Source organism: Streptomyces sp. PH9007, assembly GCF_059813725.1.
Window position 1 is genome coordinate 4,505,404 of the sequence record NZ_CM187440.1, and the last position, 17,242, is coordinate 4,522,645.

Consider the following 17,242-nt stretch of genomic DNA (forward strand, 5'->3'; position numbering starts at 1 on the left):
GGGGTGCGCGGGCCGGGCGTCCGGGCACCCGGCCCGTGGGGGTGGGGACGCCGCCCGGTCGTGCCCGTTTCGCACGTCTGTGCTGCCCGGGCCGTGCTTTTCCGTCCGATCCCTTCCCAAGGGGCTCACACGTTCCTACCGTTGCGGATCATGAGCGCCCCCGTCGCCCCACCCGGCTGGAGCCGCTGGCTCGTGCCGCCCGCCGCCTTGTCGGTCCACCTCTCGATCGGCCAGGCCTACGCCTGGAGTGTCTTCAAGCCGCCCCTGGAGTCCGCCCTGGACCTCAGCGGCACCCAGAGCGCGCTGCCCTTCCAGCTCGCCATCGTGATGCTGGGGCTGTCCGCCGCCTTCGGCGGGACCATGGTGGAACGGCGCGGGCCGCGCTGGGCGATGACCGTCGCCCTGGTGTGCTTCTCCTCCGGCTTCCTGCTGTCCGCGCTCGGCGCCGCCACGCAGCAGTTCTGGCTCATCGTGTTCGGGTACGGCGTGGTGGGCGGCATCGGCCTGGGCATCGGCTACATCTCCCCGGTCTCCACCCTCATCAAGTGGTTCCCCGACCGGCCGGGGCTGGCCACCGGCATCGCCATCATGGGGTTCGGCGGCGGTGCGCTGATCGCCTCGCCCTGGTCGGCCCGGATGCTGGAGTCCTTCGGCGAGGACCACACCGGGATCGCGGCGGCCTTCCTGGTGCACGGGCTGACGTACGCCGTGTTCATGAGTCTGGGCGTGCTGCTGATCCGGGTGCCGCGCCCCGCCCCGGCCGGTTCACCGGCGGCGGCCACAGCCACGGCCCCGGCGCCCGGTACGGCCCAGGAGATCCGGGTGTCCGCCCGGAGCGCGCTGCGCACCCCGCAGTTCTGGTGCCTGTGGGTGGTGCTGTGCATGAACGTGACCGCCGGGATCGGCATCCTGGAGAAGGCCGCCCCCATGATCAGGGACTTCTTCGCCGGATCGAGCGCCCCGGTCTCCGCCTCCGCCGCCGCGGGCTTCGTGGCGCTGCTCTCGGCGGCGAACATGGCCGGCCGGATCGGCTGGTCCGCCACCTCGGACCTGATCGGCCGCAAGAACGTCTACCGGCTCTACCTGGGCGTCGGCGCGCTGATGTATCTGCTGATCGTGCTGTTCGGCGGGGCGTCCAAGCCGGTCTTCGTGGTCTGCGCGCTGGTGCTGCTGTCCTTCTACGGCGGCGGCTTCGCCACCATCCCCGCCTATCTGAAGGACCTCTTCGGCACCTACCAGGTGGGCGCGATCCACGGCCGGCTGCTCACCGCCTGGTCCACGGCCGGGGTGCTCGGCCCGCTCATCGTCAACTGGCTCGCCGACCGCGAGGCGGCGGCGGGCAAGGACGGCCCGGAGCTGTACGTGCTGTCCCTGTCCATCATGACCGGGCTGCTGGTGGTCGGCTTCATCGCCAACGAGCTGGTCCGCCCGGTGCACCCCCGCCACCATCTGCCCGCCCCCACCGCACCGAAGGAGGCCGCGCATGGAGCACACCCCCGTTCCCAGCAGCCCGAGTCCGCGTGAGCCCGACCGGCGGCCGCTGATCGCCTTCTCCTGGCTGTGGGTGGTGATTCCGCTCGGGTACGGGCTGTACGAGCTGGTGCGCAAGGCGACGCAGCTGTTCACGGGGTGACGCCCGCACCGCACGGGGGGCCGTACAAACGGGTCCGCACCCGGGCCGTCGGGACGCGTTGGGCGTCCGGCGGGCCGGGTGCGGACCGGTGCGAGGGCTGACGCGAAATCAGGCCTTCTTGGTCTCCCAGAAGATGGTGTCGATCTGGGCGATGTAGTCCAGGGCCTTCTGGCCGGTGGCCGGGTCGGTGGAACCCTTGGCGGCGCTGAGGGCCTTCAGGGTCTCGTTGACCAGCTGGTGCAGCTCCGGGTACTTCTCGAAGTGCGGCGGCTTGAAGTAGTCGCTCCACAGCACCGAGATGTGGTGCTTGGCCAGCTCGGCCCGCTCCTCCTTGATGACGGTGGCGCGGGCGCGGAAGTGCGGGTCCTCGTTGGCCTGGTACTTCTCCTGTACGGCCTTGACGGATTCTGCCTCGATGCGCGCCTGGGCGGGGTCGTAGACACCGCACGGCAGATCGCAGTGGGCACTGACCTTCACCTTGGGGGCGAAAAGGCGGGAGAGCATGGGGCCGTCCTTCCTCGTGATCGTCTTCTCCCGTGCGACATTACTCCGTGAGGGGCGGCATTTCTCGGTTGACCCCGTTCACCCGGTCCGGCTTACATCCAAAGTCCGATGCGAGCGGGCCAACCGGCCCAGCGCGGCGGCCGGTCGAGCACAGGAAGAGGCAGCGGCGGGATGACGGAGCGGGCACAGGGGCGTACGGGCGGTACGGGGCGGATCGGCCTGGCCGAGGTGTACAACCCCTCGATGCTGCCCACCCTGCGGGCCGGCGATCAGCTGCTGCTGCGGTACGGGTCCCGGGTGCGGCCGGGTGACGTGGTGGTGCTGCGGCATCCGTTCCAGCACGATCTGCTGATCGTCAAGCGTGCCGTGGAGCGGCGCGGCACGGGCTGGTGGGTGGTCGGTGACAACCCGGCAGTCACCAATGACAGCCGGGAGTTCGGGGCCGTGCCGGACGAGCTGGTGGTGGCGCGGGCGCTGCTGCGGCTGCGGTCGCCGCGCGGGCTTCAGCGTTCGCCGCTGGCGCTGCTGGGCTGGCTGCCGTCGGCGGTGCGGCCGCTCAGTTCGCGTTCGCGCCGCTTGCGGGCCCGGTAGGCGGCCACGTTCGCGCGCGTCGCACAGCGGTCCGAACAGTAGCGTTTGGAGCGGTTTGTTGACGTGTCGATATAGGCGTTGCGACAGGGTTCCGCCTCGCAGACGCCGAGCCGGTCCACCCCCAGGTCGGTGAGCTGGAAGGTCAGCCCCATGCAGGCGATCGCGGCGTAGCCCGCGGTCGCGTTGGAGGGGTGTTCGGCCAGGTGGAGGTGCCACAGCGGGCGGCCGGTGTCGTCGTCCCGGTGTTCGTGCCCGGAGATCTGCGGGCTGGCCGGGTACTCCAGTAGCAGGGCGTTCAGCAGATCCACCGCCCGCCCCTCGTCACCCGCGGCGGCGGCGGTGAAGACGGCGCGCAGCCGGGTACGTACCCCTTTGAGGCGGGTGACGTCGGCGTCGCCGGCCCGGCGGGCGAGGGTCTGCATGGGGCCGAACAGCACGCGGACGGCTTCCACCGAGGTGAGGGAGTCCTTGTTGCGCAACGGCTCCTCGCTGTTGACCAGCCGCACCGCGAAGTCTGAGTAATAGGTCAGTTCCACTTGTGTTCCTTACCTGCGCCCCTTTAGGGTGACACTGTACTTGTAAGGGTCACAGATGGTGTGACCCGTTACCAGGGGAGTGTCGCATGGTGTCCTGGCAGCAGTGGCAGGAGAGTTGGGACCGGCAGCAGGAGTGGTACCTCCCGGACCGCGAGGAGCGGTTCCGGACCATGCTGGACGGGGTCGAGGCCCTCACCGGCACCGAACCGCGGGTCCTGGACCTGGCCTGCGGCACCGGCAGCATCAGCGCCCGGCTGCTGCGCCGCTTCCCCGGCGCCACCAGCACCGGCGTGGACCTCGACCCGGCCCTGCTGACCATCGCGCGCGGCTCCTTCGAGGGCGATGACCGGATCACCTTCGTCACCGCTGATCTGCGCGACGAGCGGTGGACCGAGAAGCTCCCGTACGAGACGTACGACGCCGTGCTCACCTCCACCGCCCTGCACTGGCTGGGCGCCGATGAGCTGCGCGCGCTGTACGCCCAGCTCGCCGATGTGCTGCGGGCCGGCGGGGTGTTCGTCAACGCCGACCACATGCCCAACCCCGACGCACCCCGGATCAACGCCGCCGAGCACGCCTTCACCCGCACCCGGCAGGAGCGCGCGAAGGCGGCCGGCGCCGTGGACTGGCCGCAGTGGTGGACCGACCTGGCCGCCGATCCGCAGCTCAAGGACGTGGTCGCGGAACGGTTCGCGATCTTCGGCAACCCGGCCGAGGCCGAGGGCGACCACGACGACGCCGGCGCCCACCCCATCGGCTGGCACATCAGGACCCTGCGGGAGGTCGGCTTCGCCGAGGCCACGACGGCCTGGGCCTCCCTGACCGACGCGGCGGTCCTGGCGCTGCGGTAGCCCTCGCCGGGCGGTGCACCGGGCACCGGTGTCCCCGCCCGGCCCCACGCGCGGGCCGGTCCGCCGGGGCGTGCGGGGTGCGCCTCCGCGCCTCCCCGCACGCCCCGGGCCGCTCCTACCTGCGGGCCACGCCCTCGGCGCGGGCCGCCTCCGCCACCGCCGCCGCGACCGCCGGGGCCACCCGGGGGTCGAAGGGGGAGGGGATCACGTGGTCGGCCGACAGCTCGTCCGCCACCACCGCGGCCAGCGCCTCCGCCGCCGCCAGCTTCATACCCTCCGTGATGCGCGCCGCCCGCACCTGGAGGGCGCCCGCGAAGATCCCGGGGAAGGCCAGCACGTTGTTGATCTGGTTCGGGAAGTCGCTGCGCCCGGTGGCCACCACCGCCGCGTACCGCGCCGCCACCTCCGGGTGAATCTCCGGCGTCGGGTTGGCCATCGCGAAGATGAAGGCATCCGGAGCCATCGTCGCCACCGCCTCCTCCGGCACCGTCCCCCCGCTGACTCCGACGAACACGTCCGCGCCGGCCAGCGCGTCGGCCAGCGAGCCGCTCAGCCCCGCCTTGTTGGTCGCCGCCGCCAGCTCAGCCTTCACCCCGCTCAGATCCGGCCGGTCCGCCGACAGCACGCCCTTGCGGTCGCACAGCGCCACATCGCCGATGCCCGCGCCCAGCAGGATCTTCGCGATCGCCGCCCCGGCCGCGCCCGCGCCCGAGATCACCACCCGCAGCTCGGCCAGGCCGCGCCCGCTCAGCCGCGCCGCGTTGCGCAGCGCCGCCAGCGTCACCACCGCCGTACCGTGCTGGTCGTCGTGGAAGACCGGGATGTCCACCCGCTCCTGGAGCCTGCGTTCGATCTCGAAGCAGCGCGGCGCCGCGATGTCCTCCAGGTTGATGCCGCCGAACGACGGCGCCAGCCGCGCCACCGTCTCCACGATCTCGTCCACCTCGCGGCACTCCAGCGCGAGCGGCACCGCGTCCACCCCGCCGAACTCCTTGAAGAGGATCGCCTTGCCCTCCATCACCGGCATCGAGGCGGCCGGCCCGATGTCCCCGAGGCCCAGCACCGCGCTGCCGTCCGTGACCACGGCCACCACCTGCGAGGTCCAGGTGTAGTCGTGTGCCAGCTCGGGCTGTTCGGCGATCGCCGCGCACACCGTGGCGACGCCCGGGGTGTACGCGAGGGACAGATCGGCGGCGTCGCGCACCGGCACGGTCGAGGTGACGGCCATCTTGCCGCCCCGGTGCAGGGCGAAGACCGGGTCGAGGAGGTTGTCGTCGCTGTCCACGCCGGGCACACCGGTCACGGCGGTCGCGGCGCGAGGATTGATGATCTCCGATGTCACGAGAGTTGACCCCTTATTGCTGCACTGCTGCGAGTTCACGAGGATTGGCCGCCTTCCGGTCGGGAGGCGGGCGGGCACCACGTCCGCGTCCCGGCCGGCGAGTGGCCGCCGTAGGGGGTGGCGCGGACGCCGGACGCGCCGCACACGCGCCCAGGTCCCCGGGTGAGGGGTGTAACGGATCGTTCTACCTGATGGCTGGTCCGTGCGCACGCCCGATCGTTGGCCACGGACCCGGCGACCATCCTGGGTGACGGATCTCTCACCCGTGTTACACGCAGGTCACGGGGCCACGAGGGCGGGGCAGTTCGTCACTCCCGGTGACCGGTACGGGATGTCCGTTATCCGATCGGGACGCAGCGGTGGACGCAACTCGACCTGCGGATGGCAGGATGCCTACTCGTCCCATGCACAAATCACCAACACAGTCGTGACACTCGAAGACGTGTGCCCGGCCTCGGATACTCCCCACCCCCAGGAGGACCACGCCATGACCAGCCTCACCCGCCGCTCCCGCTGTACGGTCCTGGGAGCTTTCGCCGCCGCCTCGGTGCTGCTGCTGAGCGCCTGCGGTGACCAGACCGACGGGGACAAGGGGTCGGACGGATCCGGCTCCTCCGGCGCGGGCGGAGGCGGGGGCGCCAACGCGGAGGCCCCGCTGTTCGACCTGCTGCCCGAGGCGATCCAGGAGGCGGGCGAGATCAAGGTCGGTTCCAACATCGACTACGCGCCCATCGAGTTCTTCGACGAGAACGACGAGATCGCCGGCATCGACCCGGACATCGCCGCCGCCCTGGGCGAGGTCCTCGGTGTGAACCTCACCTTCAGCGACGGCACCTTCGACGGCCTGGTCCTGGGCCTGAACAACGGCCGCCACGACATCGTGATGTCGGCCATGACGGACACCAAGGACCGCCAGAACGGCATCAGCGAGGACGCCGAGGGCGGCGCCGACTTCGTCAACTACTTCCAGGCCGGCTCCGCCATCCTCGTCGCCAAGGGCAACCCCGAGGGCGTCGCGGGCGTGGAGGACCTGTGCGGGCTGACCGTGGCCGCCCAGCGCGGCACCGCCAACGAGTACCTCCTGGACGCCCAGCAGGAGACGTGCGACGAGGCGATCAGCCCGATGATCAACGAGACGGACTCCGACTCCATCACCGCCCTCCAGAGCGGCCGCGCCCAGGCCGTCATCACCGACTTCCCCGTGGCGCTCTACAACGAGCTGAACGCGGGCGGCGGTGACCTCTTCGAGGTCGTCGGCGAGCAGATCGACGCCGCCCCGTACGGCATCGCCGTCAAGAAGGACAACACCGAGCTGCGCGACGCCCTCCAGGCCGCCGTCCAGGAGATCATCGACAACGGCACCTACGGTGAGGTGCTGGCCAAGTGGAACGCCGAGACCGGCGCCATCGACGAGGCCACCGTCAACGCGGGTGAGTGACGGATCCGTGTCCCTCGATCTCGACAAGGACCCCGGCGGCCCGTCCGCCGGTGAGGTCCCGCCGGAAGCGATCACGGCGGTCCCGGTACGTCACTGGGGCCGCTGGATCAGCGCCGTCCTGGTGCTCACGGTGCTCGGTCTCATCGTGTGGGCCTTCGCCAACGCCAAGATCAACTGGGGTGTGGTCGGCGACTACCTGACCTATGACCGCATCATGGAGGGCGCGCTCAACACCCTGTGGATCACGGTGTGCGCCATGGTGCTCGGCCTGGTCCTGGGCATGCTGCTCGCGGTCATGCGGCTGTCGGACAACCCGGTGCTGTCCTCGGTCGCGTACGCCTACATCTGGTTCTTCCGCGGCACGCCCGTACTGGTGCAGCTGATGCTCTGGTACAACCTCTCCTACATCTTCGACACGCTCAATCTCGGCTTCTACAAGAACGAGATGAACGACGTCATGACCCCGTTCCTGGCCGCCCTGCTGGGGCTCGGCCTGAACGAGGCCGCCTACATGGCGGAGATCGCCCGCGCCGGCATCAAGTCGGTGGACGGCGGCCAGACCGAGGCCGCGCAGGCGCTGGGCATGAACGGCGCCAAGACGATGCGCCGCATCGTGCTGCCGCAGGCGATGCGCGTGATCATCCCGCCGTCCGGCAACGAGTTCATCAACATGCTCAAGACGTCGTCCCTGGCGTCGGTGATCTACTTCGAGGAACTCTTCCGGGCCGGCAACACCATCTCCTCCCGCAACCTCGCGGTGATGGAGATGATGATGGTGGTGAGCGTCTGGTACCTGCTGCTGACCACGGTCTTCAGCATCGGCCAGTACTACCTGGAGCGGTACTACGCCAAGGGAACCGACCGCGAGCAGCCGCCGACCCCGCTGCGGCGCATCGGTCAGCAGCTCACCTCCTTCCGTACCAAGAGCAAGGTGGGGGGCGAGACCGTATGAGCGACGAGGCGACCGGCACGGACGGGGCCACCGCGGTGGCGACGGCCGAGGCCACGACCACGGACCTTCCCATGGTGAAGGCCGAGCGCGTCCACAAGTCCTTCGGCTCCGTCGAGGTCCTCAAGGGCATCGACCTCCAGGTGCGGCGCGGCGAGGTGTTCTGCGTGGTCGGGCCCTCGGGCTCGGGCAAGTCGACGTTCCTGCGCTGCATCAACCACCTGGAGAAGATCAACGCCGGGCGGCTGTACGTGGACGGCGAGCTGGTCGGCTACCGGCAGCGCGGCAACAAGCTGTACGAGCTGCGCGAGCGCGAGGTGGCCGCCCAGCGCCGGGACATCGGCATGGTCTTCCAGCGGTTCAACCTCTTCCCGCACATGACCGCCGCCGAGAACGTCATGGAGGCGCCGGTCCAGGTCAAGGGCGTCCCCCGGCCGCAGGCCAGGGAGCAGGCCCAGGAACTGCTGGAGCGGGTCGGGCTCGGCGACCGCGCGGACCACTACCCGGCGCAGCTGTCCGGGGGACAGCAGCAGCGGGTGGCGATCGCGCGGGCGCTGGCGATGGAACCCAAGCTCATGCTGTTCGACGAGCCGACCTCGGCGCTCGACCCCGAACTCGTCGGGGAGGTCCTCGATGTGATGCGCGGCCTCGCTGAGGACGGCATGACCATGATCGTGGTCACCCATGAGATGGGCTTCGCCCGCGAGGTCGGCGACTCCCTGGTGTTCATGGACGAGGGCGTGGTCGTGGAGTCGGGCAACCCGCGTGAGGTCCTCACCAACCCCCGCCACGAGCGCACCCAGGCGTTCCTGTCGAAGGTCCTGTAGCTCCGGCCCCCTAGAGCGCGTGCCCGCCGGCCACCTGGATCACCTGCCCGGTGATCCAGGTGGCCTGCCGGGACGCCAGGAAGACCACCGCGTCCGCGATGTCGCGCGGGGTGCCCACCCGGCGCAGCGGGATGTCCGGCAGCACGCGGTCGATCACCTCGGGCGACATCCACCCGGTCTGCACCGGCCCGGGCGCCACCGCGTTGACCCGTACCCCCTGCGGCCCCAGATCGAGGGCGGCGGCGCGGGTGAACGCCTCAAGCGCCGCTTTGGACGTGCCGTATCCCAGCTGGCCGGGGAAGGCGCGGGCGGCGTCGGTAGAGATGTTGACGACGGCCGCCCCGGCGGGGGAGCGGCGCGCGAGTTCGGCGGTGAGCAGCGCCGGGGCGAAGGTGTTCACGGTGTAGTTGCGGTGCAGGCTGTCCGCGGTGAGGTCCAGCACCCCGTCCGGGAGTTCGGTGTGCGCGGCGTTGTTCACCAGCACCCCGACCGGCCCCAGCCGCGCCTCGACCGCGTCCAGCAAGGCGCGGGGCGCGTCGGGCGCCGCGAGATCGCCGGCCACGGCGCACGCGTCCGGCGCCCCGGCCTCCCGCAGCCGCGCCACGGTCTCCTCGGCGGCCCGGGCGTCCCCCACGTAGTGCTCCGCCTCCACCCCCTCCGGCAGGCCGGAGGCGCTCCCCGCGTAGTAGTGCACGGCGACCGCCGCCCCTTGCTCGGCGAAGGCGAGGGCGGTCTCCCGCCCGATGTTGCGGTGCGCCCCGGTCACGAGAACGACGCTGTCACGGAGTCCGGTATCGATCATGCCCAGCACGCTGCCCCAGCGCGCCGCGTTCCCGCAACGGGTTTCAGGCGTAGGTGGGGAAGCCGCCGGTCGTGATCTTCAGCCCCAGACCGGCCAGCTCGACATCCTCGCCGTACAGACCGTGCAGCACCCCCTGGTACTCACCGTCGCGCGGCACCGTGTACCGCGTCCAGCTGCCCTTGCGGGGATCGATCAACAGATATACGGGGATGTTGGCGTCGGCGTACCAGGCGACCATGTCACGGGTGTCCTTGCTGCTGTTGCCCTTGGACACGACCTCGACCACCAGCTCAACGGTGCCGGGCTCTGCCAGCCAGTTGTCGGAGTCCTCGAAGCCGGCATCGCAGACCAGCAGATCAGGGCTGGCATAGTCGTCAGGGTCGTGCGGCAGCGCAATCGACGCAATCTGGAAGGGCTGCAAGCCATCAGGGAGAGCCGGTCGCAGCTGGTCGTAGAGTTTGTTGATGATCCCGGCGTGCTTCCCTCGAGGGGTCGGCGACATCATGAGAACTCCTCGGATGATCTCTGCACGCAGGCCAGAGGCGTCCTCCGCCGCTTCGGCGGCGCGGCGCAGCGGGGTCATCCCTGGCTCAACGGTCATGGGGGCCATGGCATCCTCCTTCCGGTGCCGTCGAGTTTAACGATGCGGGCCTTCACAAGTAGCGGGCGCGCGCCCGTACCCGAAGGCATCGTCGTCCGCTTCCGGCAGTCCTCAGCCCGCCGCCGCGCGGTACGTCGCCGGGGTGATGCCGTAGACGCGGGTGAACCAGCGCGTCAGGTGCGGCTGGTCGGCGAAGCCGCAGCTGGCCGCCGCCTCGGCGGGCGGGGTGCCGGTGGCCAGCAGGCGGCGGGCCGCGCGCAGCCGCAACAGGCGCTGGTAGTCGCTGGGCGGCATCCCGTACGCCGCGCGGAACGCCCGGTACAGCGCGTACCGGCTGCACCCGGCGGCCCGCGCCAGTTCGTCCGCGCCGAGGTCCCGCTCCCAGCTGTCGTCCAGCAGCGTCCTGGCCCGGCGCGCCGCGTCCGTACCCACCCGGGCGGTGGCGATCCCCGGTCGGGCGGTCGCGGCCTCGCGCACCAGCGCCGTCACCACCGAGCTGAGCCGTTCCTCGCGCACCAGCGTTCCCGCACCGGCGACGAGCGCGTGGTGCAGTCCCAGCAGCGCCCGGTACAGCGCCGGGGCGTGCCGTACCGGCCGGTCGAACAGCGGCAGTCCGCGCTCCGTACCGCCCCCGGCGTCCGCCAGGACCTCGCGCACCACCGACGGGTGCAGATGCATGATCCGGTACGTGAAGCCCAGCTCCGCCGCGGTCCGCCCGTCGTGCGGGTCGTCCGGGTTGAACGCCATCACCATGCCCGCGCTGCTGGTGTGCTCCGCGCCCCGGCAGCGGAAGCGCTGCGCGCCGGACTCGGTGATCGCGAAGGAGTACGCGTCGTGGCTGTGCCGGTGGAAGACGTGCCGGGTGAAGTGGGCCCGCATCGCCTCCAGCGGGCGCTCGGGGTCCCGCCAGTAGCGGGCCCAGTCCTGCTCCGGCGCGCCGGTCGGGGTCGTGCTCATCCTCCGAGTGTGCCGCCCGGCGCGCACCAGCGTTCAAGACGTCCGGCCGGTGGACGGCGCAGGATCACCGTCATGCGTTTCGACACCAAGGCAGCCGTGGTGGTCCGCGCGGACCTCGCGGACTGGCAGAAGCTGAATGTGACCGCCTTCCTCTCCTCCGGCATCGCCCACGCCACCGACGACGTCATGGGCTCCGAGCCGTACGCGGACGCCTCCGGCAACCAGTACCTGCGGCTGCTGCGCGAGCCGCTGCTCGTCTTCGCCGCGGACGGCGCCGCGCTCGCCCGTACCCACGCGCGGGCGCTCTCCCGGGGCCTGGCCGTCGCCGTGTACACGGAGGACATGTTCGCCACCGGGAACGACGCCGACAACCGGGCGGCGGTGCGCTCCGTCGAGGCCGAGAAGCTGAACCTCGTCGGGCTGGGGCTCTACGGACCGCGCACCCCGGCCGACAAGGTGATCAAGGGCCTCAAGCTGCACGGGTAGTGGACCAGACTTCTTTGGGGGGCGCGTCGTGCGGCGTCAGCTGACCGGTCTTGGTCCAGTTCCAGGACTGGTATGCGGTGCGCGCCACGGTGTCCCCCGGCTCCAGCAGGGCCAGCGCCACCTGGGGGGTGGCGCGGGCCAGCAGGTCGCTCAGCATGCGCGAGGCCACCCGCTCCCGGCGGCGCGAGGGGATCACCATGAGTTCGGCGACCACGAAGACCTGGCGGGAGCCCGCCAGTTCGTCGATCTCGACGGGGACGTCCTCGAACTCCTGCCACCAGGCCGAGTCGCGCTCCACCCGGTAGCCGTACGCGGCGCCCACCAGCGCCGGATCGCTGGCCAGGAGCAGGTCGAAGTCCTCCTGCTGGACGTCGTGGTCGGTCAGCCGCCGGATGAACTCCTGCCGTTCCAGCGGCACCTCGCCGAACGCGTCGCGGTAGGACGCGTTGTGGATGTCGGCGATCTGCTCGCGCTGGGACTCCGCCTGCCACCGGCTGAGCCGCCGCAGAAAGACCATGCCCATCTGTGCCTCCCCGAACTGCTGTGGGCCTCCTGGTCGGAGGCGACCTCTCATCGTCGCACCGAAGTACCTCCCTGCGGAACGGCCGGGGGATAGCGTTGACCTCATGTTTGCCGCCTACGCCGCACGCCTGGATGCCGAAGATCCGCTGTCCGCCCTGGAACTGGGGGAGCGGCCCGAGCCGGAGGTGCCGCCGGGCTGGACGGTGGTGCGGTTGCGGGCGGCGGCGCTCAACCACCACGATCTGTGGTCGCTGCGCGGGGTGGGCCTGGATGCCGGGCTGTTGCCGATGATCCTGGGGTGCGACGGCGCCGGTGTGGACGAGGACGGCAACGAGGTGGTGGTGTACCCGGTGATTGGCGGCGCGCGCCGCACTCTGCTGTCCGAGAAGTACCAGGGCACGCTCGCCGAGCGGGTCGCGGTGCCGGCCGGCAATGTGCTGCCCAAGCCGTCCGCGCTGTCCTTCGAGGAGGCCGCGGCGCTGCCCACGGCCTGGCTGACGGCGTACCGGATGCTGTTCACCAAGGCCGGGGTACGGCCGGGGGACAGCGTGCTGGTGCAGGGCGCGGGCGGGGGAGTGGCGACGGCCGCGATCGTGCTGGGCGCGGCGGCCGGGCTGCGGATGTTCGTGACCGGCCGGGAGGAGCACAAGCGGCGCCGGGCGCTGGAGTTGGGCGCCGAGGCGGTCTTCGAGCCCGGTGTCCGGCTGCCGCACCGGATGGACGCGGTGCTGGAGACGGTGGGCGCCGCCACCTGGTCGCACTCCCTGAAGTCGCTGCGGCCCGGGGGGACCGTGGTGATCTCCGGGACCACCAGCGGGGCCAATCCGCCGGCCGCCGAACTGCAGCGGATCTTCTTCCTGGAGCTGACGGTGGCCGGTTCCACGATGGGCACGCGGGAGGAGCTGGCGGGACTGCTCAGCTTCTGCGCCGCCAAGGGGGTGCGGCCCGTCATCGACACAGTGCTGCCGCTGGACCGGGCCCGCGAGGGGTTCGCGCGGATGGCCGCCGGTGATCTCTACGGGAAGATCGTGTTCACGGTCTGAGGCCGTGCGCGGCGGGGCGGTGCCGGGCGGGCCCCGCCGTCAGCTCGCGTGCTCCATCGCCGCGCTGAGCCGCTCGTTGGCCATCCGCATGTGTTCGGCCATGGCGCGGTCGGCGCCCTCCGGGTCCCGGTCGCGGATGGCCTTGAGGATGGCGTCGTGCTCGCACAGGGTGCCGCTCACGGTGCCCTCGATGTCGCTGACCCGCTCCATCCACACCTGGAGCAGCGCCCGGATGCTGTGCAGGATGTCGCTGAGGACGGTGTTCCCGGCGATGCGCGCGGTCTCCAGGTGGAACGCGATGTCCGCCTCGATGAACGCCTTGGCGTCGCCGCCCGCGTCCCGCATGTGCTGAAGGTGCTCCTCCAGCAGGACGACGTCCGCGTCCGAGGTGCGCTGCGCGGCCAGCCGGGCCGAGACGGCCTCCATGTGGGTACGGACCTCGACCAGGTCGCGGGTACGCCGCTGGCCCAGCATGAGCCCCCAGTTGATGGCGCGGGGCAGGAACTCCGAGGTGCCCTCGCGCACGTATGAGCCGGAGCCGGGCCGTATCTCGATGATGCCGAGCACGTCCAGCGCGGACAGCGCGCCGCGCACGCTGGAGCGGGCGACGCCCAGCGCCTCGGCGAGCTGGCGCTCGGCGGGCAGCCTGGTGCCGGGCCGGATGTCGCCGGAGGTCAGATGGTCGAGCAGCCGCTTGGCGACCTCGCTGACGGAGGACTCCCGCACCACGGGGCGCAGGAGCTGGGCCAAGTCGGGGGTGGCGGCGGGCTGCTGATCTGACTGGGTGGTCACGCACACCAGTACACCAGATGGACGGCGTACGCAGCGACGGCGGCGATCCATCCGAAATGTTCAGCAGAACGTCAAGTGTGGGGATACAGCCCGTTATGTGATATTCATCACTCCGATGAATTGGTGACCAATTTACCAGTTGAGGCTTAGCGTGTCCGCAGTCCGGCAGAGCGCCGCCGCTCATGGCACTGCCGGAAGGACCCACCCGGACGGAGTTGTCCGGCGAGCCGAGGAGTCACCATGGGTGCTGACGCCCACACCACGCCAGTGGAGAGATCTGCGATCAAGAAGATCTCGATCCGTCTGGTGCCCTTCGTGGCACTGATGTTCTTCGTGAACTATCTGGACCGGACGGCCATATCCTTCGCCGAGCCCAACGGCATGGGCGATGACCTGGCCCTCACCGCCGCCCAGTTCGGCTTCGCGTCCGGGATCTTCTTCCTCGGCTACATCGTGCTGGAAGTGCCCAGCAACATGGCCCTGCACCGGTTCGGAGCCCGCCGCTGGCTGGCCCGGATCATGGTCACCTGGGGCGTCGTCTCGCTGCTGTTCACCTGGGTGGACAGCACCGGCCAGCTCTACGTGCTGCGCTTCCTGCTGGGTGTCGCCGAGGCCGGGTTCTTCCCCGGCGCGATCCTCTTCCTCAGCCAGTGGGTGCCTGGCCGCCACCGCACCAAGATCCTCGGGCTGTTCTACCTGGCCCAGCCGCTGACCACCGTGCTCGGCGCCCCGCTCGCCGGCTGGCTCATCGGCCACCACGGGCTGTTCGGCCTCGAGGGCTGGCGCGTGATGTTCCTGTTCGTGTCGATCCCCGCCATCGTGCTCGGCATCGTCGCCTGGTTCTACCTGAGCGACCGGCCCGCCGACGCCAAGTGGCTCACCCCCGCCGAGCAGGAGTGGCTGACCACCAAGCTGGAGGAGGAGAGCGAGGGCAAGACCGGCGCCAAGGCGAACCACGGCAAGGACGCCCTCAAGGCGGCCTTCACCAACGCCCGCGTGTGGGTGCTCGGCCTGGTCTACTTCGGCTTCATCTACGGCCTGTACGCGCTCGCCTTCTTCCTGCCGACGATCATCAGCGGCTTCCAGGAGCAGTACGACACCACCTTCTCCGTGATGGACAAGGCCTGGATCACCGCCATCCCGTACCTGCCGGCCGCGGTCGTGCTGTTCTTCTGGACCCGGCACGCCACCAAGCACGGCACCCGCACCTGGCACATCGCCGGACCCGCGATCGTCGGCGGTGTCTCCATCCCGCTGGCCCTGTACATGGGCTCGCCCGCCGCGACCGTCGCCGTGATCACCATCACCGCCTGCGCGATCTTCGCCGCCCTGCCGGTGTTCTGGTCGGTGCCCTCCCGGTTCCTCACCGGTGCCGCCGCCGCGGCCGGCATCGCGCTGATCAACACGATGGGCAACATCGCCGGCTTCGGCGCCAGCTACTTCACCGGCTGGATCCGGGACTGGACCGGCAGCTACTACGCGTCCCTGTACGTCGTCGGCTTCTTCATGCTGCTGTCCGCCGTACTGATCATCTCCCTCGCCGCCCGCGACGGCCGCACCACCGACCAGGTGGCCGGCGACGGGGACGGCGGCGGCGACCGTGAGCCCGTGGAGGCCGCCCGATGACCCGACTGTTCAACGACCCCGCCGCCTTCGCGGACGAGGCCCTCGCCGGCTTCGTCGCGGCACACCGCCGCTGGGTACGCCCGGTGACGGGCGGGGTGGTCCGGGCCGGCGGCACCCCGGCCGGGCAGGTCGCGGTCGTCATCGGCGGCGGCTCGGGCCACTACCCGGCCTTCTCCGGCCTGGTCGGCGCGGGCCTGGCCCACGGCGCGGCGGTCGGCAACGTCTTCGCCTCGCCCTCAGCGCAGCAGATCCGCACCGTCGCGAAGGCGGCGGACGGCGGCGCCGGCGTGCTGCTGATGTTCGGCAACTACGCCGGGGACGTCCTGCACTTCGGGCAGGCCGCCGACCGGCTGACCGCCGAGGGCGTACGGGCCGAGACCTTCGCCGTCACCGACGACATCTCCAGCGCCCCGGCCGCCGAGCGCGCCAAGCGACGCGGCATCGCCGGTGACCTGCCCGTTTTCAAGGCGGCGTCCGCCGCCGCCGAGGCCGGGCTGCCGCTGGACGAGGTGATCGCGGTGGCCGCGCACGCCAACGCCCGCACCCGCTCCTTCGGCATCGCCTTCTCCGGCTGCACCCTGCCGGGCGCCGACCAGCCGCTGTTCACCGTCCCCGAGGGGCGGATGGCGGTCGGCCTGGGCATCCACGGCGAACCCGGCATCGGCGAGGAGGCCCTGCCCAGCGCGGACCGGGCCGCCGAACTGCTCGTCGCCAGCCTGCTGAACGAACTCCCCGACGGCGTCGACGCCCCGCGCGGGCAGCGCGCCGCCGTCATCCTCAACGGGCTCGGCTCGGTGAAGTACGAGGAACTGTTCGTTGTCTACCACCGCGTCGCCCAGCTCCTGGAGGACGCCGGCGTCACCGCCGTCGAGCCCGAGGTCGGCGAACTCGTCACCAGCTTCGACATGGCCGGCGTCTCGCTGACCCTGACCTGGCTCGACGAGCGGCTCGAAACGCTGTGGACCGCGCCCGCCGACACCCCCGCCTACCGCAAGGGAGCCGTGGCCGCCCCCACGGAGCCCGCCGCGACGGCGCACCCCGCCGAGAGGCCCGAGGCCGAGGACGTCATCCCCGACGCCACCCCCGCCTCCCGGCAGACCGCCGCCACCGCCGCCGCCGCGCTGCGCGTCATCGCCGCCACCGCCCGGGAGCACGCCGACGCACTCGGCCGCATCGACGCGGTCGCCGGAGACGGCGACCACGGCATCGGCATGCTGCGCGGCGCCACCGCCGCCGACACCGCCGCCCGCACCGCGCACGAGCGCGGCGCGGGCGCCGGCACCGTCCTGCACCGCGCCGCCGACGCCTGGGCCGACCGGGCCGGCGGCACCTCCGGCGCCCTGTGGGGCACCATCCTGCACGCGGTCGGCGACGCCCTCGGCGACACCGAACGGCCCACCGCCGCCACCGTCTCCGCCGGCGTCACCCGCGCGAGCGACGAGGTGCGCAGGATCGGCGGCGCCCAGGTCGGCGACAAGACCATGGTCGACGTCCTCGTCCCGTTCGCCGCCACCCTCGCCGCCGAAGCCGCCGCAGGTGCCCGCACCGCCGACGCCTGGGACCGCGCCGCGACCGCCGCCACCACGGCCGCCGCCGCCACCGCCGATCTGCTGCCGCAGATGGGCCGCGCCCGCCCGCACGCCGAGAAGTCCCTCGGCACCCCCGACGCCGGCGCCCACTCACTCGCCCTCATCGTCCGCGCCGTGCACGGCGTCCTCACCGACACCACCGAGGAAAACTGA

19 protein-coding genes are annotated in these 17,242 nt (G+C 71.4%); 11 read left to right on the plus strand and 8 right to left on the minus strand.

Going from position 1 to position 17,242, the window contains the following annotated elements; genetic code table 11:
* Positions 1 to 150: 150 nt before the first annotated feature.
* Together ACTFAP_RS20875 and ACTFAP_RS20880 are read left to right on the plus strand one after the other, a co-directional pair.
* Complete coding sequence (locus tag ACTFAP_RS20875; protein ID WP_495681879.1) at positions 151 to 1,524, plus strand: MFS transporter; 1,374 nt, start codon at positions 151 to 153, stop codon at positions 1,522 to 1,524.
* The gene (locus tag ACTFAP_RS20880) at positions 1,484 to 1,633 is read left to right on the plus strand and encodes an MFS transporter small subunit (RefSeq protein ID WP_390121505.1); all 150 of its coding nucleotides are present in this window, start codon (positions 1,484 to 1,486) and stop codon (positions 1,631 to 1,633) included. Before ACTFAP_RS20875 ends, ACTFAP_RS20880 begins: the two co-directional genes overlap by 41 nt.
* 108 nt (positions 1,634 to 1,741) lie before the next feature.
* Here ACTFAP_RS20880 and sodN read toward each other — a convergent pair whose 3' ends face one another.
* On the minus strand, positions 1,742 to 2,137 hold the full coding sequence (gene sodN, locus ACTFAP_RS20885; protein WP_030733403.1) for a superoxide dismutase, Ni: 396 nt from the start codon (positions 2,135 to 2,137) through the stop codon (positions 1,742 to 1,744).
* A gap of 171 nt (positions 2,138 to 2,308) precedes the next feature.
* Between sodN and sodX the strand changes: the two genes are divergently transcribed.
* Positions 2,309 to 2,728 (plus strand): nickel-type superoxide dismutase maturation protease, encoded by a 420-nt coding sequence (sodX, locus tag ACTFAP_RS20890; protein WP_030733406.1) that lies wholly within the window; start codon positions 2,309 to 2,311, stop codon positions 2,726 to 2,728.
* Here the strand turns inward: sodX and ACTFAP_RS20895 are convergent.
* The gene (locus tag ACTFAP_RS20895; RefSeq protein WP_500467098.1) at positions 2,641 to 3,264 is read right to left on the minus strand and encodes a CGNR zinc finger domain-containing protein; all 624 of its coding nucleotides are present in this window, start codon (positions 3,262 to 3,264) and stop codon (positions 2,641 to 2,643) included. The two genes, sodX and ACTFAP_RS20895, sit on opposite strands and share 88 nt — an antisense overlap.
* An 86-nt stretch (positions 3,265 to 3,350) precedes the next feature.
* Here ACTFAP_RS20895 and ACTFAP_RS20900 point away from each other — a divergent pair, with 86 nt between their 5' ends.
* Positions 3,351 to 4,115: a class I SAM-dependent methyltransferase gene (locus ACTFAP_RS20900; RefSeq protein WP_500467099.1), complete on the plus strand. Its 765-nt coding sequence runs from the start codon at positions 3,351 to 3,353 to the stop codon at positions 4,113 to 4,115.
* A 115-nt stretch (positions 4,116 to 4,230) separates the two neighbouring features.
* Here ACTFAP_RS20900 and ACTFAP_RS20905 read toward each other — a convergent pair whose 3' ends face one another.
* Positions 4,231 to 5,457: an NAD(P)-dependent malic enzyme gene (locus ACTFAP_RS20905; protein WP_500467100.1), complete on the minus strand. Its 1,227-nt coding sequence runs from the start codon at positions 5,455 to 5,457 to the stop codon at positions 4,231 to 4,233.
* Positions 5,458 to 5,944: 487 nt separating this feature from the next.
* Between ACTFAP_RS20905 and ACTFAP_RS20910 the strand changes: the two genes are divergently transcribed.
* The 3 genes from ACTFAP_RS20910 (at position 5,945) to ACTFAP_RS20920 (ending at position 8,671) form a co-directional block, all read left to right on the plus strand.
* Positions 5,945 to 6,895 (plus strand): ABC transporter substrate-binding protein, encoded by a 951-nt coding sequence (locus ACTFAP_RS20910; protein WP_030733416.1) that lies wholly within the window; start codon positions 5,945 to 5,947, stop codon positions 6,893 to 6,895.
* Positions 6,888 to 7,847, plus strand: coding sequence for an amino acid ABC transporter permease (locus tag ACTFAP_RS20915; RefSeq protein ID WP_500467101.1), 960 nt, complete (start codon positions 6,888 to 6,890; stop codon positions 7,845 to 7,847). The genes ACTFAP_RS20910 and ACTFAP_RS20915 overlap by 8 nt, the downstream gene beginning before the upstream one ends.
* Before the next feature lie 71 nt (positions 7,848 to 7,918).
* Positions 7,919 to 8,671 carry an ATP-binding cassette domain-containing protein gene (locus ACTFAP_RS20920; RefSeq protein ID WP_495684993.1) on the plus strand — a complete coding sequence of 251 codons (753 nt, stop codon included), beginning with the start codon at positions 7,919 to 7,921 and terminating at the stop codon, positions 8,669 to 8,671.
* A 10-nt stretch (positions 8,672 to 8,681) separates the two neighbouring features.
* Here ACTFAP_RS20920 and ACTFAP_RS20925 read toward each other — a convergent pair whose 3' ends face one another.
* From ACTFAP_RS20925 to ACTFAP_RS20935, 3 genes are all read right to left on the minus strand, one after another.
* Positions 8,682 to 9,473, minus strand: coding sequence for an SDR family NAD(P)-dependent oxidoreductase (locus tag ACTFAP_RS20925; protein ID WP_500467102.1), 792 nt, complete (start codon positions 9,471 to 9,473; stop codon positions 8,682 to 8,684).
* A 43-nt stretch (positions 9,474 to 9,516) separates the two neighbouring features.
* Positions 9,517 to 10,083, minus strand: a complete 567-nt coding sequence (locus ACTFAP_RS20930) for a Uma2 family endonuclease (protein WP_500467103.1) — start codon at positions 10,081 to 10,083, stop codon at positions 9,517 to 9,519.
* Positions 10,084 to 10,185: 102 nt separating this feature from the next.
* A complete protein-coding gene (locus ACTFAP_RS20935) occupies positions 10,186 to 11,031 on the minus strand; it encodes an AraC family transcriptional regulator (RefSeq protein ID WP_500467104.1) in 846 nt (281 codons plus the stop codon).
* 72 nt (positions 11,032 to 11,103) lie between these two features.
* Here ACTFAP_RS20935 and ACTFAP_RS20940 point away from each other — a divergent pair, with 72 nt between their 5' ends.
* A complete protein-coding gene (locus tag ACTFAP_RS20940; protein ID WP_500467105.1) occupies positions 11,104 to 11,517 on the plus strand; it encodes a DUF2000 family protein in 414 nt (137 codons plus the stop codon).
* Here ACTFAP_RS20940 and ACTFAP_RS20945 read toward each other — a convergent pair.
* Positions 11,501 to 12,040: a hypothetical protein gene (locus ACTFAP_RS20945; protein WP_390121495.1), complete on the minus strand. Its 540-nt coding sequence runs from the start codon at positions 12,038 to 12,040 to the stop codon at positions 11,501 to 11,503. The genes ACTFAP_RS20940 and ACTFAP_RS20945 overlap by 17 nt on opposite strands.
* Before the next feature lie 103 nt (positions 12,041 to 12,143).
* Here ACTFAP_RS20945 and ACTFAP_RS20950 point away from each other — a divergent pair, with 103 nt between their 5' ends.
* On the plus strand, positions 12,144 to 13,082 hold the full coding sequence (locus tag ACTFAP_RS20950) for a zinc-binding dehydrogenase (protein WP_500467106.1): 939 nt from the start codon (positions 12,144 to 12,146) through the stop codon (positions 13,080 to 13,082).
* A gap of 39 nt (positions 13,083 to 13,121) precedes the next feature.
* Here the strand turns inward: ACTFAP_RS20950 and ACTFAP_RS20955 are convergent, their stop codons facing one another.
* Entirely contained in the window at positions 13,122 to 13,880 is a 759-nt protein-coding gene (locus ACTFAP_RS20955) for a FadR/GntR family transcriptional regulator (RefSeq protein WP_390121493.1), read from the minus strand.
* Between the two features lie 234 nt (positions 13,881 to 14,114).
* Here ACTFAP_RS20955 and ACTFAP_RS20960 point away from each other — a divergent pair, with 234 nt between their 5' ends.
* Positions 14,115 to 15,500, plus strand: coding sequence for an MFS transporter (locus tag ACTFAP_RS20960; protein ID WP_495681889.1), 1,386 nt, complete (start codon positions 14,115 to 14,117; stop codon positions 15,498 to 15,500).
* Entirely contained in the window at positions 15,497 to 17,242 is a 1,746-nt protein-coding gene (locus ACTFAP_RS20965) for a dihydroxyacetone kinase family protein (RefSeq protein WP_500467107.1), read from the plus strand. The genes ACTFAP_RS20960 and ACTFAP_RS20965 overlap by 4 nt, the downstream gene beginning before the upstream one ends.